Source organism: Enterobacter sp. 118C5, from assembly GCF_034107645.1.
GTDB lineage: Bacteria > Pseudomonadota > Gammaproteobacteria > Enterobacterales > Enterobacteriaceae > Enterobacter > Enterobacter nematophilus.
Map to the genome: position 1 here is coordinate 140,622 of NZ_JAWNEU010000009.1, position 15,624 is coordinate 156,245.

Here is a 15,624-nt window from a genome sequence, read left to right on the forward strand (position 1 = left end):
TTTCACAAAAGAAACATAATGAAAGGTTTCAGCTATAGGCAGGCTTGCGTATGTCCGCCAGACAGCACTTGCATTCGCTAAAAAGAAAGGCGTTAATAGGCAAAACGAAATGAAACGAAAGTTTATTGATTAAGGATCTCGTATGAGCAGCAGCGATTCATCCGCAGAGAAGCGCATCACCGGCACCAGTGAAAGGCGGGAGCAGATCATTCAGCGGTTGCGGGCGCAGGGAAGCGTGCAGGTTAACGATCTTTCTCATTTATATGGCGTATCGACGGTGACGATCCGTAACGATCTGGCGTTTCTGGAAAAGCAGGGGATTGCCGTTCGCGCTTACGGCGGGGCGCTGATCTGCGAAGGGAATGCGCCTGCAGTCGAGCCTTCCGTTGAGGATAAAAGCTCGCTCAATACGGCGGTGAAGCGAAGCATCGCCCAGGCCGCCGCCGCGCTGGTGAAGCCGGGGCACCGCATTATTCTGGATTCCGGCACCACGACTTTTGAGATCGCCCGTATGCTGCGCCAGCACACGGACGTCATTGCTATGACCAACGGGATGAACGTGGCGAATGCGCTGCTGGAAGCAGAAGGGGTAGAGCTGCTGATGACCGGCGGGCACTTGCGGCGTCAGTCGCAGTCCTTCTACGGCGATCAGGCGGAACAGTCCTTACAGAATTATCACTTTGATCTGTTGTTCCTGGGCGTCGACGCCATCGATCTCGATCGCGGTGTGAGCACGCACAACGAGGATGAAGCCCGCCTGAACCGCAAAATGTGCGAGGTGGCAGAGCGTATTATCGTCGTGACCGACTCCAGCAAATTTAACCGCTCGAGCCTGCATAAAATCATTGATACGCAAAGGATTGATATGATTATCGTCGATGAAGGCATTCCTGCGGAAAGCCTGGACGGGCTGCGGAAAAGCGGAATTGATGTGGTGCTGGTTTAAAGGCTCGGTGCGGTTTTTACCCTCTCCCCTTTGGGGAGAGGGCAAGGTGAGGGGCCCTCACGTCACCGGTGCCGGGTTAAACACCGCCAGCTGATTGTGCAGCCCCCACTGGTCCGAGAACGTTTTCTTCCGACCGCTCGCCACGTCCAGAATAAAATGGAACAGCTTCCAGCCCACGTCTTCAATACTTTCTTCCCCGGTGGCAATGGTGCCCGCGTTTATATCCATTAAGTCATACCAGCGGCTGGCCAGCTCGGTGCGGGTCGCCATCTTGATCACCGGGACCGCCATCAGGCCGTATGGCGTGCCGCGCCCGGTGGTAAAGACCTGTACCGTAATGCCGGAGGCCACCTGCTGGGTGCCGCAAACAAAGTCGCTGGCAGGCGTAGCCGCATAAATCAGGCCGCGCTTCGTCGGGCGCTGGCCCGGAGAGAGCACTTCCACAATCGCGCTCTGGCCGGATTTGGCAATCGAACCGAGGGCTTTTTCCACCACGTTCGCCAGGCCGCCTTTCTTGTTGCCCGGCGAAGGATTGGCGCTGCGGTCGGTTTTGCCCATATCGAGATAGTTATCGTACCAGGCCATCTCCTCAAGCAGGCGTTTGCCCACCTCTTCATTAACGGCGCGTGGGGTGAGCAGGTGAATAGCATCGCGCACTTCGGTGACTTCGGAGAACATCACCGTGGCGCCGCAGCGAACCAGCAGATCGGACGCATAGCCCACCGCCGGGTTAGCCGTCACGCCGGAAAATGCATCGCTGCCGCCACACTGGGTGCCCACCACCAGTTCCGACGCCGGGCACGTTTCGCGCTGGCGGCGGTTGAGTTTATCCAGATGACGTTCTGCCACCTGCAGAATATCGTCGACCATTGACCGGAAACCAACGTGGCGTTCGTCCTGCAGGCGCACGATGCTGGCCCCGTCAGCCGGGATGGCTTTGACATCTTCGGTGCCCTGCAGCAGGCGCTCTGGCTGCAATTTTTCACAGCCGAGACCGATTACCATCACCTCGCCGCCAAAGTTTGGGTTAAGGGCGATATTGTGGATAGTACGGATCGGCACGACTGCCGCCGGGGCGTTGATCGCCACGCCGCAGCCGTACAGGTGGTTAAGACCCACCACGCCGTCGACGTTCGGATACTTCGGCAGCAGATCGCGCTCAATGATTTTCACCACGTAATCCACCACGCCCGCCACGCAGTGCACGCTGGTGGTAATGCCGAGCAGGTTTTTGGTGCCGACGCTACCGTCCGCGTTGCGGTAGCCTTCAAAGGTATAGCCCTCCAGCGGCGGCAAAGATTCAGGGACGCGGGTCGCCAGCGGGAGCGTATTCAGCGGCGGTGCTTCTGGCAGCGCCACCAGAGACTCCTCAATCCAGCTACCCTGCGGGATAGCGCGTACCGCATAGCCGATGACTTCACCGTAACGGACGATTTCGCCGTGGGCGGGAATATCGACCAGCGCGACCTTGTGCCCCTGCGGAATATGCTCAATCAGCTCCAGCCCGTCCGGGAAGAGGGTGCCTGCTTTTAAGCCATTGTCGTTGACAATAATCGCCACGTTATCCGTATCGTGAACTTTAATATAAAACGCCGTCGGCGATGCCTCTCTAATTGCAATATCGGCCATTATTCACTCTTCTCCGGCAAAGTTTCAGCTATGAAAAATAACTCGTTGGATAATCGTTTTCTTAACGCAGAAATAAAGCATGTCAGGAGAGGAAAAGTGAAAATGTGATCGCGATCGTTTCAGGCGGACTAATCCTTGATTCTGTGCATTAGCGCCCACTGCTTTGTGCATATGCTCAAAATAGCGTTGAGATGTAGCGCGATACTTGAGCATCAAAACAATGTGCTGCCGTGCAGAGCCGATTATACTGAATGACGATTTTATAACGCCAATATTCAGTCAGAGAAATAAATATAAAGAATCTGTTCTGGAAAAATAATACTGGCTAAAACTGCGGAATTAAAAAGGGTTAAGTGATGAATAACGATATCTTCCCGAATAAGTTTAAAGCTGCCCTCGCGGCGCACCAGATTCAGATTGGCTGTTGGTCCGCGCTGGCAAACCCTATTAGCACCGAAGTGTTAGGCCTGGCCGGGTTCGACTGGCTGGTGCTGGACGGCGAACATGCGCCGAACGATATCAGCACCTTTATTCCGCAGCTGATGGCGCTGAAAGGCAGCCCCAGCGCTCCGGTGGTGCGCGTGCCAACTAACGAGCCGGTGATTATCAAGCGTCTGCTGGATATTGGTTTTTACAATTTCCTGATCCCGTTTGTGGAAACGGAAGAACAGGCGGCGCTGGCCGTAGCCTCAACGCGCTATCCGCCGGAGGGGATCCGCGGCGTCTCGGTGTCACACCGCGCCAACATGTTTGGCAACGTGCCGGACTACTTCGCCCAGTCCAATAGCAATATCACCATTCTGGTTCAGATCGAGAGCCAGCAGGGCGTTGATAACGTCGATGCGATTGCAGCCACAAATGGCGTGGACGGTATCTTCGTTGGCCCAAGCGATCTGGCTGCCGCCTTTGGTCATCTGGGCAACGCCAGCCACCCTGACGTGCAGCGCGCTATCCAGCACATCTTTGCCCGCGCCAAAGCGCACGGCAAGCCGTGCGGCATTCTGGCGCCGGTTGAGGCCGATGCCCGTCGCTACCTGGAGTGGGGAGCCACGTTCGTTGCCGTCGGCAGCGACCTTGGCGTGTTCCGCTCGGCCACGCAGAAATTAGCGGACGCTTTTAAAAAATAACCATCATTGAGGAAACAGATTATGACGCTGAAAGTGGGTTTTATTGGTCTTGGGATCATGGGTAAACCAATGAGTAAGAACCTGATTAAAGCGGGTTACTCACTGGTGGTATCCGATCATAATTCGCAGTCTGTGGCTGAGGTGATGGCGGCGGGCGCGGAAACGGCCACCACCGCTAAAGCCATTGCTGAGCAGTGCGACGTCATCATCACCATGTTGCCCAATTCCCCGCACGTCAAAGAAGTCGCGCTTGGGGAGAACGGCATCATCGAAGGTGCGAAGCCGGGCCTGGTGCTGATTGATATGAGCTCTATCGCCCCGCTCGCGAGCCGTGAAATCAGCGAGGCGTTAAAAGCGAAGGGCGTAGAGATGCTGGATGCGCCCGTCAGCGGCGGCGAGCCGAAAGCCATCGACGGCACGCTGTCTGTGATGGTGGGCGGCGATAAGGCCGTGTTCGATAAATACTATGACCTGATGAAAGCGATGGCGGGCTCCGTAGTGCATACCGGAGACATTGGCGCGGGCAACGTCACCAAGCTCGCGAACCAGGTGATTGTGGCGCTGAACATTGCCGCCATGTCTGAAGCGCTGACCCTGGCAACCAAGGCGGGCGTCAATCCGGACCTGGTTTATCAGGCAATTCGCGGCGGCCTGGCGGGCAGTACGGTGCTGGATGCCAAAGCGCCGATGGTGATGGATCGTAATTTCAAACCCGGTTTCCGCATCGACCTGCATATCAAAGATCTGGCGAACGCGCTGGATACGTCTCACGGCGTGGGGGCACAGCTGCCGCTGACCGCTGCGGTCATGGAGATGATGCAGGCGCTGCGTGCGGATGGCCTGGGCACGGCCGATCACAGCGCGATTGCGTGCTACTACGAAAAACTGGCGAAGGTGGAAGTGGCGCGTTAATAGCATCTTGCCTGCGCCTGAGGGTGACAGCGGCGCGCAAACCCTCTATACTGCGCGCCGAAGCTGACCAGACAGTCGCCGCTTCGTCGTCGTCCCTTTCGGGGGAGACGGGCGGAGGGGAGGAAAGTCCGGGCTCCATAGGGCAGGGTGCCAGGTAACGCCTGGGGGGGAAACCCACGACCAGTGCAACAGAGAGCAAACCGCCGATGGCCCGCGCAAGCGGGATCAGGTAAGGGTGAAAGGGTGCGGTAAGAGCGCACCGCGCGGCTGGTAACAGTCCGTGGCACGGTAAACTCCACCCGGAGCAAGGCCAAATAGGGGTTCACATGGTACGGCCCGTACTGAACCCGGGTAGGCTGCTTGAGCCAGTGAGCGATTGCTGGCCTAGATGAATGACTGTCCACGACAGAACCCGGCTTATCGGTCAGCTTCAACTTCTTCCAGAACCCCGCTTCGGCGGGGTTTTTGCTTTTAGGGGGTCGTAGCCAGGTAAGCGCATCGCCACCCGGCAACTCGCACAAACGACATCAATTCTCATATTTGCGACATTAAGCACATTTCACTGCATTACCCTTTCCATCGTCGATATGCATCCCGCAGACGATTGCCATCACAAAATTTCGCGCTAAAAAAGATCGAATTTACAGTATTGTTAATTTGTTGCGAATGTTAACTGAACGATCGCAAATATTTTCTTATTTGATATAAACATATTGAAATTAAAAACATTCAGGCTGTGAATGTGTGACGTATTCCACTGTTTATAAAAAGCTGTCCAAAAATCCTCTGCAAAATTTGATAATTTGAAAGAATGTTTCAAAGGAATAACGGTTATTTATTGGCCTTTAATTGCCTGAAAGATCGTCTTTATTGATTTATTTAACCCAGAAAAGTTTATCAAGGTTATCGCCATAAAATAATTTTATTACTGCTGCTTTTATTGATCGATATCAGCGTAATGGTGTGCTTTTATTTACCTATCGCATTGATTGCACGATGTTTTTTATGTTGATGTTGTTCCCGTGAAATGCGCGGGAAAGCAAATTGTGAGTAACAGCACATAACCTCTTAAACAATATTAGGTAGAATCCGCTGCGTCATAGGGAAATAAGCGCAGAATATTATGAACACTATTATTCTACCGAAAACACAGCACCTCGTGGTATTTCAGGAAGTCATTAAAAGTGGCTCCATAGGTTCTGCCGCAAGACAACTGGGCCTGACGCAACCCGCCGTCAGCAAAATCATCAGCGACATCGAATCTTACTTCGGCGTGGAAGTGATGGTGCGTAAAAACACCGGCGTCAAACTGACTGCTGCGGGGCAGGTGCTGCTTTCATACTCTGAGTCGATCACCCGCGAGATGAAAAACATGGTGAGCGAGATTAACAGCCTCAGTTTCAGCACCGTCATGGACGTCTCCTTTGGCTATCCGTCGCTGATTGGCTTCACCTTCCTGTCTGAGATGATCAAAAAATTCAGGGAAGTGTTCCCGAAAGCGCGCGTATCCATGTATGAAGCCCAGCTCTCCTCTTTCCTTCCGGCCATTCGCGACGGTCGGCTGGATTTTGCCATCGGCACGCTGAGCGACGAAATGCTGCTGCAGGATCTTCACGTCGAGCCGCTGTTTGAGTCAGAGTTTGTGCTGGTCGCCAGTAAATCACGAACGTGCACCGGCCCGACGACACTGGCATCGCTCACGCACGAGCAGTGGGTGATGCCGCAAACCGATATGGGCTACTACAAAGAACTCCTGACCACCCTGCAAGACAACCACATCAGCATTGAAAACATCGTCCAGACCGATTCCGTCGTCACCATTTATAACCTTGTCCTGAATGCCGATTATCTGACGGTGATTCCCCGCGACATGATTGCGCCGTTCGGCTCGGACCAGTTTATTGTGCTTCCTGTGGAAGATGAATTGCCCGTGGCGCGCTATGCCGCCGTGTGGTCGAAAAATTACAGAATTAAAAAATCGGCGTCAGTATTAGTTGAGCTGGCAAAACAATATTCTTCGATGAATATCGAAAGACGACGATAAAAATAATCACGCTTTAAAACACCCGGGGCGCTGATTTTTAACGCTCTGATACCCTGACTTTGCCTGAAAAGAATGAATTATTATAACGAGGATATTATGCACATTACTTACGATCTCCCGGTTACCATTGAAGATATACAGGATGCCAGAAAGCGGCTGGCAGGAAAAATCTATAAAACCGGCATGCCGCGCTCAAATTATCTCAGCGAACGGTGTAAAGGTGAGATATTCCTGAAATTTGAAAATATGCAGCGTACCGGCTCGTTTAAAATTCGCGGTGCGTTTAATAAATTAAGCTCGCTGACCGATGCGGAAAAACGCAAAGGCGTCGTCGCCTGCTCCGCAGGAAACCACGCGCAGGGCGTGTCGCTCTCCTGTGCGATGCTCGGTATCGACGGCAAAGTGGTGATGCCAATGGGCGCGCCAAAATCCAAGGTGGCCGCGACGCGCGACTATTCCGCCGAAGTGGTGCTGCACGGCGAGAACTTTAACGACACCATCGCCAAAGTGAGCGAAATCGTTGAGTTGGAAGGGCGCATATTTATCCCGCCTTATGATGACCCGAAAGTGATCGCCGGGCAGGGCACCATCGGCCTGGAAATCCTCGAAGATTTATACGACGTGGATAACGTGATTGTCCCTATCGGCGGCGGCGGATTAATTGCCGGGATTGCAACGGCGATTAAATCCATCAACCCGACCATTAATATTATCGGCGTACAGTCTGAAAACGTTCACGGCATGGCGGCCTCTTATCAGGCCGGAGAAATAACTAACCATCGCGTTACCGGCACGTTAGCGGACGGCTGCGACGTGTCTCGTCCGGGCAAATTAACCTTCGAAATTGTTCGCGAATTAGTTGACGACATTGTACTGGTGAGCGAAGACGATATTCGCAACAGCATGATTGCCCTTATTCAGCGAAATAAAGTGGTGACGGAAGGCGCGGGCGCGCTGGCCTGCGCGGCGTTATTAAGCGGCAAGCTCGACCACTATATTCATGGCCGTAAAACCGTCTGCATTATTTCCGGCGGCAATATCGATCTCTCCCGTGTTTCCCAAATTACCGGCTTCGTTGACGCATAAAGGTGACCTATGAGCAACACAGAAAGCATTATCGTTGGCCAGACAAAAACGTCCTCCTGGCGTAAGTCTGACACTACATGGACGCTCGGCCTGTTTGGTACCGCCATTGGCGCAGGCGTGCTGTTCTTCCCCATTCGCGCAGGCTTTGGCGGACTGATCCCCATCCTGCTGATGCTGGTACTCGCCTTCCCGATTGCCTTTTATTGCCACCGCGCGCTGGCGCGCCTCTGTTTGTCCGGCAGCAACGTCTCCGGCAACATCACCGAAACGGTGGAAGAGCACTTCGGGAAAACCGGTGGGGTGGTGATTACGTTCCTCTACTTCTTCGCCATTTGCCCGCTGCTGTGGATTTACGGCGTCACCATTACGAACACCTTTATGACGTTCTGGGAAAACCAGCTCCAGATGCCTGCGCTGAATCGCGGCGTGGTGGCGCTGTTCCTGCTGCTGCTGATGGCCTTTGTTATCTGGTTCGGTAAGGACCTGATGGTAAAAGTGATGAGCTACCTGGTGTTCCCGTTCATTGCCAGCCTGGTGCTGATTTCCCTGTCGCTGATCCCGTACTGGAACTCGGCGGTAATCGAACAGGTCAACCTGAGCGATATCGCCTTCACCGGTCATGACGGCATTCTGGTTACGGTGTGGCTGGGGATCTCCATCATGGTCTTCTCCTTCAACTTCTCGCCTATCGTCTCCTCGTTTGTGGTTTCCAAGCGTGAAGAGTACGAGCCGGAGTTCGGGAAAGAGTTTACCGAGCAGAAATGTTCCAAAATCATCGGTCGCGCCAGCATGCTGATGGTGGCCGTGGTGATGTTCTTCGCCTTCAGCTGCCTGTTTACGCTCTCTCCGCAGAACATGGCGGACGCCAAGGCGCAGAACATTCCGGTACTCTCTTACCTGGCGAACCACTTTGCCTCGATGTCCGGCAGTAAATCGACGTTCGCGACGGTGCTCGAATACGGCGCCTCCATCATCGCGCTGGTGGCTATCTTCAAATCCTTCTTCGGCCACTACCTGGGCACGCTGGAAGGGCTGAACGGCCTGATCCTTAAGTTCGGCTACAAGGGCGATAAGAAGAAAGTCTCTGTTGGCAAGCTGAACACTATCAGCATGGTGTTCATCATGGGCTCCACCTGGGTTGTGGCCTACGCCAACCCGAACATTCTGGACCTTATTGAAGCCATGGGCGCGCCAATCATCGCCTCTCTGCTGTGCCTGCTGCCGATGTACGCCATCCGCAAGGCGTCTGCGCTGGCGAAATACAAAGGCCGCACCGAGAACATCTTCGTTACCGTGGTTGGCCTGCTGACCATTCTGAATATCGTTTACAAACTGTTCTAACCCAAAGCTCAGGAAGAGCGGAGTCATATGATGATTGAGTTTCCGGTTGTACTGGTTATTAACTGCGGATCGTCCTCTGTTAAGTTTTCGGTGCTGGACGCAGCAGGCTGCGATGCCCTGATGACGGGCATTGCGGACGGTATCAACACCGAAAAGGCCTTTATTTCCGTGAACGGGGGTGAGCCGGTCAGACTGGCTCACCAGGACTACGAAGGGGCGCTGGCCGCCATCGCCCTGGAGCTGGAGAAGCGTAACCTGATGAGCAGCGTGGCCCTGATTGGCCACCGCATTGCCCACGGTGGCGACCTTTTCAGCGAGTCGACCCCGATCACGGAAGAGGTGATTGAGCAGATCCGCCAGGTCTCCCCGCTGGCGCCGCTGCATAACTACGCCAACCTGAGCGGCGTGGAAGCGGCAGAGCGTCTCTTCCCGGGCGTGCAGCAGGTGGCGGTGTTTGATACCAGCTTCCACCAGACGCTGCCGCCGCAGGCCTATCTGTACGGTCTGCCGTACCGCTATTTTGAAGAGCTGGGCGTGCGCCGCTACGGCTTCCACGGCACCTCTCACCGCTACGTGGCCGGGCAGGCGCACGCGCTTCTCGGGCTGTCCCCCGATGACAGCGGCCTGGTGATTGCCCACCTCGGCAACGGGGCGTCCATCTGCGCGGTGCGCAACGGCGAGAGCGTTGACACCTCGATGGGGATGACGCCGCTGGAAGGGCTGGTGATGGGCACGCGCTGCGGCGACGTGGATTTTGGCGCGATGGCGTGGATTGCCCAGCAGACCGGCCAGTCGTTTGAAGATCTGGAGCGCGTGGTGAATAAAGAGTCCGGGCTGCTGGGGATCTCCGGCATCTCCTCTGATTTACGCGCGCTGGAGAAAGCCTGGCACGAAGGCAACGAGCGGGCGCAGCTGGCGATAACAACCTTTGTCCACCGCATAGCGCGGCATATCGCCGGTCACGCCGCGTCGCTGCACCGTCTGGATGGGGTGGTCTTTACCGGCGGCATTGGCGAAAACTCGACGCTTGTCCGCGCGCTGGTGGCCGAACATCTGAAAGTGTTCGGCATCATCCTCGACGACGCCAAAAACGCCCTGCCGGGCAGCGCGGGTGAGCGCGTCATCTCCACCGAGTCGTCCCGCGTGGCCTGCGCGGTTGTCCCTACCAACGAAGAAAAAATGATCGCGCTGGACGCCCTCCGTCTTGGAAAGGTCACTCCGGCTGCGGCTTACGCCTGATAAAGCGAGAATCACATGAAAGTAACAATCGATACGGGCGTCGCGCCCTACAGCGACGCATGGGCCGGGTTTCGCGGTAAAGAATGGAAAAACGCCGTCAACGTCCGCGATTTTATTCAGCATAACTACACCCCTTATGAAGGCGATGAAGCTTTCCTCGCGCAGGCGACGCCAGCAACGACGGCGCTGTGGCAGAAGGTGATGGTCGGCATTCGCCAGGAGAATGCCACCCACGCCCCGGTGGATTTCGACACCAACATTGCCACCACCATTACCGCCCACGGACCAGGCTATATCGATCGGGAACTGGAGACGATCGTTGGCCTGCAAACCGACAAGCCGCTCAAGCGCGCCCTGCACCCGTACGGCGGGATCAATATGATCCGCAGCTCGTTCGAAGCCTACGGCCGGGAGATGGATCCGCAGTTCGAATACCTGTTTACCGACCTGCGCAAAACCCACAATCAGGGGGTGTTTGACGTCTATTCACCGGAGATGATGCGCTGCCGCAAATCCGGCGTGCTGACCGGTCTGCCGGACGGCTACGGGCGCGGGCGCATCATCGGCGACTATCGCCGCGTGGCGCTGTACGGCATCAGCTATCTGGTGCGCGAGCGCGAACTGCAGTTTGCCGATCTGCAGGGCAGGCTGGAGCGCGGTGAAGATCTTGAAGCGACGATCCGCCTGCGCGAGGAGCTGGCGGAGCACAGGCGCGCGCTGCTCCAGATCCAGCAGATGGCGGCGAACTACGGCTTTGATATCTCCCGCCCGGCGATGAACGCCCGGGAAGCGGTGCAGTGGGTCTATTTTGCCTATCTTGCCGCTGTAAAATCCCAGAACGGCGGAGCGATGTCGCTGGGGCGCACGGCGTCGTTCCTCGATATCTACATCGAACGCGACATGCAGGCAGGAAGGCTGGACGAAGTCCAGGCCCAGGAGCTGATCGACCACTTCATTATGAAGATCCGCATGGTGCGCTTCCTGCGCACGCCGGAGTTCGACACGCTCTTCTCCGGCGATCCGATCTGGGCCACGGAAGTGATCGGTGGCATGGGGCTGGACGGGCGCACGCTGGTGACCAAAAATAGCTTCCGCTATCTGCACACCCTGCACACCATGGGGCCCGCGCCGGAGCCGAACCTGACGATCCTCTGGTCTGAACAGCTGCCGATCGCGTTCAAGAAATACGCCGCGCAGGTATCGATCGTCACCTCGTCGCTGCAGTATGAGAACGACGATCTTATGCGCGCGGACTTCAACAGCGACGACTACGCCATCGCCTGCTGCGTCAGCCCGATGGTGATCGGCAAGCAGATGCAGTTCTTCGGCGCTCGCGCTAACCTCGCCAAAACGCTGCTGTACGCGATCAACGGCGGGGTGGATGAAAAGCTGAAGATCCAGGTCGGTCCGAAAACCGAGCCGCTGCTGGATGAGGTGCTGGATTACGACACCGTGATGGCGAGCCTCGACCACTTTATGGACTGGCTGGCGGTGCAGTACATCAGCGCGCTGAATCTCATTCACTACATGCATGATAAGTACAGCTACGAAGCCTCGCTGATGGCGCTGCACGACCGGGACGTCTATCGCACCATGGCCTGCGGCATCGCCGGGCTGTCGGTGGCGGCGGATTCCCTCTCGGCCATTAAATACGCGACGGTGAAGCCGGTGCGCGACCATACCGGTCTGGCGGTCGATTTCGTCATAGAAGGGGACTACCCGCAGTACGGCAACAACGACGACCGCGTGGACAGCATTGCCTGCGATCTGGTGGAGCGTTTTATAAAGAAAATTCAGGCGCTGCCAACCTACCGCAACGCGGTGCCAACCCAGTCGATCCTGACCATCACCTCCAACGTGGTTTACGGCCAGAAGACCGGCAACACGCCGGACGGACGCCGCGGCGGCACGCCGTTTGCGCCTGGCGCGAACCCGATGCACGGGCGCGACAGAAAAGGGGCGGTGGCTTCGCTAACGTCGGTCGCCAAGCTGCCGTTCACCTACGCGAAAGACGGGATCTCCTACACCTTCTCCATCGTGCCGCAGGCCCTGGGTAAGGACGAACTGGTGCGCAAAACCAACCTGGTGGGGCTGCTGGACGGGTACTTCCATCATGAAGCGTCCATTGAGGGCGGGCAGCACCTGAACGTCAACGTCATGAACCGGGAGATGCTCCTGGATGCGATCGCGCACCCGGAGAACTACCCGAACCTGACGATCCGCGTATCCGGCTACGCGGTGCGGTTTAACGCCCTGACGCGGGAGCAGCAGCAGGACGTGATTTCGCGGACGTTTACGCAGGCAATGTAATTCAAATTGCCATTGTGCCTCCTCGTGTGAGGAGGCTTTTAATTTCGTGAATGTCGTCACATTTAGAAAATATCCTTCTCACTTACACATTCAGTAGCAAGTTTTCCTCCAGCGCCAGAAAATCCATATAAAACTTGTGACTTTTTTCTCCCTCGCTCCGGCTATGATTTTCTCACACCAACTATAAACACCTGCTGCCCTCTGAATCGCAATCGCTGGCGATCGGAACCTAATAAAAACAACTATTTACCCTACAAAATAAGCGAGTGCCCAATGAATACGGCAACAAACAGCAGTGTGATTGTGAAGGATTCCCCTGCGGCAAGGCGGGCGGGAATGAGCGAAAGCGAATGGCGAGAGGCAATTAAATTCGACAGCACCGACACGGGCTGGGTCATCATGAGTATCGGGATGGCCATCGGCGCGGGGATTGTTTTTCTCCCGGTTCAGGTGGGATTAATGGGGCTGTGGGTCTTTTTGCTCTCGTCGATTATTGGTTATCCCGCCATGTACCTGTTCCAGCGGCTGTTTATAAATACGCTGGCGGAATCGCCGGAATGCAAAGACTACCCGAGCGTGATCAGCGGTTATTTAGGTAAAAACTGGGGCATCTTATTAGGCGCGCTCTATTTCGTGATGCTGGTGATTTGGATGTTTGTCTATTCAACGGCCATCACCAACGACAGCGCCTCGTATTTGCATACCTTCGGTGTGACCGACGGTTTGCTCTCGGAAAATCCGTTCTACGGCTTATTCCTGATCTGCATCCTGGTCGCCATTTCGTCGCGCGGTGAAAAGCTGCTGTTTAAAGTCTCCAGCCTGATGGTGCTGACCAAATTATTTGTGGTTGCCGCGCTGGGTCTTTCAATGATTGGACTCTGGCATTTAGCCAACGTGGGCATGCTGCCGCCGATGGGGCTGCTGATAAAAAATGCCATTATTACGCTGCCCTTTACCTTAACCTCCATTCTGTTTATTCAGACCTTAAGCCCGATGGTGATTTCATATCGTTCACGGGAAAAGTCCGTTGAGGTGGCGCGCCATAAAGCGCTGCGGGCGATGAATATCGCCTTTGGCATACTATTTGTCACGGTCTTCTTCTACGCCGTCTCTTTCACCCTGGCGATGGGACACGACGAGGCGGTGAAAGCCTACGAGCAGAACATTTCAGCCCTGGCGATTGCGGCGCAGTTTATCAGCGGGGACGGCGCGGGCTGGGTCAAAATCGTCAGCGTGATCCTCAATATTTTTGCCGTGATGACCGCCTTCTTCGGCGTTTACCTCGGCTTCCGCGAAGCCACGCAGGGGATCGTGATGAATATCCTGCGCCGCAAAATGCCGGCTGAACGTATTAATGAAAGCACCGTCCAGCGCGGGATCATGCTGTTCGCTATCCTGCTGGCCTGGAGCGCGATCGTGTTAAACGCGCCGGTGCTGAGCTTCACCTCTATCTGTAGCCCCATCTTCGGCATGGTGGGCTGCCTGATCCCTGCATGGCTGGTCTACAAGGTACCGGCGCTGCATAAATATAAAGGCGTCTCGCTGGTGATTATCGTCATCACCGGGCTGCTGCTTTGTGTTTCTCCTTTCCTCGCATTTTCCTGAGGGCAAATAAGGTCGTAACGATGTCTGAGCAAACTCATCCTTTATGGAATCAATTTATTCGCGTAGTGCAGGAAGAAGTTAAGCCTGCGCTGGGGTGCACCGAGCCCGTTTCTCTGGCCCTTGCCTGTGCGATTGCCGCAGAGCAGTTGCCTGGCGACGTCACGCAGATTGAGGCGTGGGTATCGCCGAATCTGATGAAGAACGGGCTTGGCGTAACGGTGCCGGGTACCGGCATGGTCGGGTTGCCCATTGCGGCGGCGCTGGGCGCCATCGGTGGCAATGCGCAGGCGGGGCTGGAGGTGCTGAAAGATGTCACCGCCGATGCGCTGGCGCGGGCCAAAGCAATGCTTAGCGCCGGTCTGGTGCAGGTGAAACTGCAGGAGCCCTGCGAGGAGATCCTCTACTCGCGTGCCTGCGTTTACGCCGGTGAGTCCTCGGCCATGGTGACCATTGCGGGCGGACATACCCGCGTGGTGGAGGTGGTTTGTCAGGGCGAAACGCGCTTCAGGCTTGACGATCGGCAGGCTGAGGTATGTAACGATCCGCTGGCGGTACTGTCAAACACCACGCTCTCGCAGATCCTGGAGTTTGTGGAGCAGGTACCTTTCGAGGCGATCCGCTTTATCCTGGAAGCAGGGCAATTGAACGACGCGCTCTCTCGTGAAGGGCTCAGCGGGAAGTGGGGGCTGCACATTGGCGCGACCCTCAATAAGCAGCGCGCACGCGGATGGATGGGGCAGGATCTGGGTTCAGACATTGTTATCCGCACCAGCGCGGCCTCGGATGCCCGCATGGGCGGCGCGACGCTGCCGGCGATGAGCAACTCTGGCTCCGGGAATCAGGGGATCACGGCCACCATGCCGGTTGTCGTGGTCGCCGGGCACGTTCAGGCCGATGATGAACGGCTGGCGCGCGCGCTGATGCTTTCGCATCTGTCGGCGATCTATATTCATTACCAGCTTCCGCGCCTGTCCGCGCTGTGTGCGGCGACAACGGCGGCGATGGGTGCTGCGGCGGGGATGGCGTGGCTGATGGGCGGTTCTTACCAGACCATTTCTATGGCGATCGGCAGTATGATCGGTGACGTCAGCGGGACGATCTGCGACGGGGCGTCTAACAGCTGTGCCATGAAGGTCTCAACCAGCGTCAGCAGCGCCTGGAAAGCGGTGATGATGGCGCTGGATAATACTGCCGTGACGGGTAACGAGGGCATAGTGGCGCACGACGTGGAGCAGTCGATCGCCAACCTGTGCGCGCTGGCGTGCCGTTCGATGCAGGCTACGGACCGGCAGATCATTGAGATTATGGCGAGTAAGGTGTAGCGATTGACCTTCACCCCTCACCCTAGCCCTCTCCCCAAAGGGGGAGAGGGCTAGGGTGAGGGG

At 56.1% G+C, this 15,624-nt stretch carries 11 protein-coding genes and 1 other RNA gene; 11 read left to right on the forward strand and 1 reads right to left on the reverse strand.

Annotated features, from left to right (window positions below; genetic code table 11):
* Nucleotides 1–142: 142 nt before the first annotated feature.
* Nucleotides 143–946: a DeoR family transcriptional regulator gene (locus tag UTO39_RS16000; RefSeq protein WP_320727559.1), complete on the forward strand. Its 804-nt coding sequence runs from the start codon at nucleotides 143–145 to the stop codon at nucleotides 944–946.
* Nucleotides 947–1,003: 57 nt separating this feature from the next.
* Here UTO39_RS16000 and garD read toward each other — a convergent pair whose 3' ends face one another.
* Nucleotides 1,004–2,575, reverse strand: coding sequence for a galactarate dehydratase (garD, locus tag UTO39_RS16005; protein WP_320727560.1), 1,572 nt, complete (start codon nucleotides 2,573–2,575; stop codon nucleotides 1,004–1,006).
* A gap of 356 nt (nucleotides 2,576–2,931) precedes the next feature.
* Between garD and garL the strand changes: the two genes are divergently transcribed.
* The 10 genes from garL to UTO39_RS16055 all read left to right on the forward strand — a co-directional run bounded on the left by garL (nucleotide 2,932) and on the right by UTO39_RS16055 (nucleotide 15,561).
* Nucleotides 2,932–3,702, forward strand: a complete 771-nt coding sequence (gene garL, locus UTO39_RS16010; protein WP_151414004.1) for a 2-dehydro-3-deoxyglucarate aldolase — start codon at nucleotides 2,932–2,934, stop codon at nucleotides 3,700–3,702.
* Nucleotides 3,703–3,723: 21 nt separating this feature from the next.
* Complete coding sequence (gene garR / locus UTO39_RS16015) at nucleotides 3,724–4,614, forward strand: 2-hydroxy-3-oxopropionate reductase (RefSeq protein WP_151414005.1); 891 nt, start codon at nucleotides 3,724–3,726, stop codon at nucleotides 4,612–4,614.
* A 59-nt stretch (nucleotides 4,615–4,673) separates the two neighbouring features.
* Nucleotides 4,674–5,050: RNase P RNA component class A (rnpB, locus tag UTO39_RS16020), an RNA gene on the forward strand.
* Between the two features lie 687 nt (nucleotides 5,051–5,737).
* Complete coding sequence (gene tdcA / locus UTO39_RS16025) at nucleotides 5,738–6,658, forward strand: transcriptional regulator TdcA (protein ID WP_061096982.1); 921 nt, start codon at nucleotides 5,738–5,740, stop codon at nucleotides 6,656–6,658.
* A gap of 96 nt (nucleotides 6,659–6,754) precedes the next feature.
* A complete protein-coding gene (tdcB, locus tag UTO39_RS16030; RefSeq protein ID WP_253543336.1) occupies nucleotides 6,755–7,744 on the forward strand; it encodes a bifunctional threonine ammonia-lyase/L-serine ammonia-lyase TdcB in 990 nt (329 codons plus the stop codon).
* Between the two features lie 9 nt (nucleotides 7,745–7,753).
* Nucleotides 7,754–9,085: a threonine/serine transporter TdcC gene (tdcC, locus tag UTO39_RS16035; RefSeq protein ID WP_253543335.1), complete on the forward strand. Its 1,332-nt coding sequence runs from the start codon at nucleotides 7,754–7,756 to the stop codon at nucleotides 9,083–9,085.
* 30 nt (nucleotides 9,086–9,115) lie between these two features.
* Complete coding sequence (gene tdcD, locus UTO39_RS16040; RefSeq protein ID WP_061099619.1) at nucleotides 9,116–10,324, forward strand: propionate kinase; 1,209 nt, start codon at nucleotides 9,116–9,118, stop codon at nucleotides 10,322–10,324.
* 15 nt (nucleotides 10,325–10,339) lie between these two features.
* On the forward strand, nucleotides 10,340–12,634 hold the full coding sequence (gene pflB, locus UTO39_RS16045) for a formate C-acetyltransferase (RefSeq protein WP_320727561.1): 2,295 nt from the start codon (nucleotides 10,340–10,342) through the stop codon (nucleotides 12,632–12,634).
* Between the two features lie 273 nt (nucleotides 12,635–12,907).
* Complete coding sequence (locus UTO39_RS16050) at nucleotides 12,908–14,239, forward strand: hypothetical protein (protein ID WP_266178981.1); 1,332 nt, start codon at nucleotides 12,908–12,910, stop codon at nucleotides 14,237–14,239.
* 20 nt (nucleotides 14,240–14,259) lie between these two features.
* A complete protein-coding gene (locus UTO39_RS16055; protein WP_320727562.1) occupies nucleotides 14,260–15,561 on the forward strand; it encodes a serine dehydratase subunit alpha family protein in 1,302 nt (433 codons plus the stop codon).
* The last annotated feature ends 63 nt before the right edge of the window (nucleotides 15,562–15,624 follow it).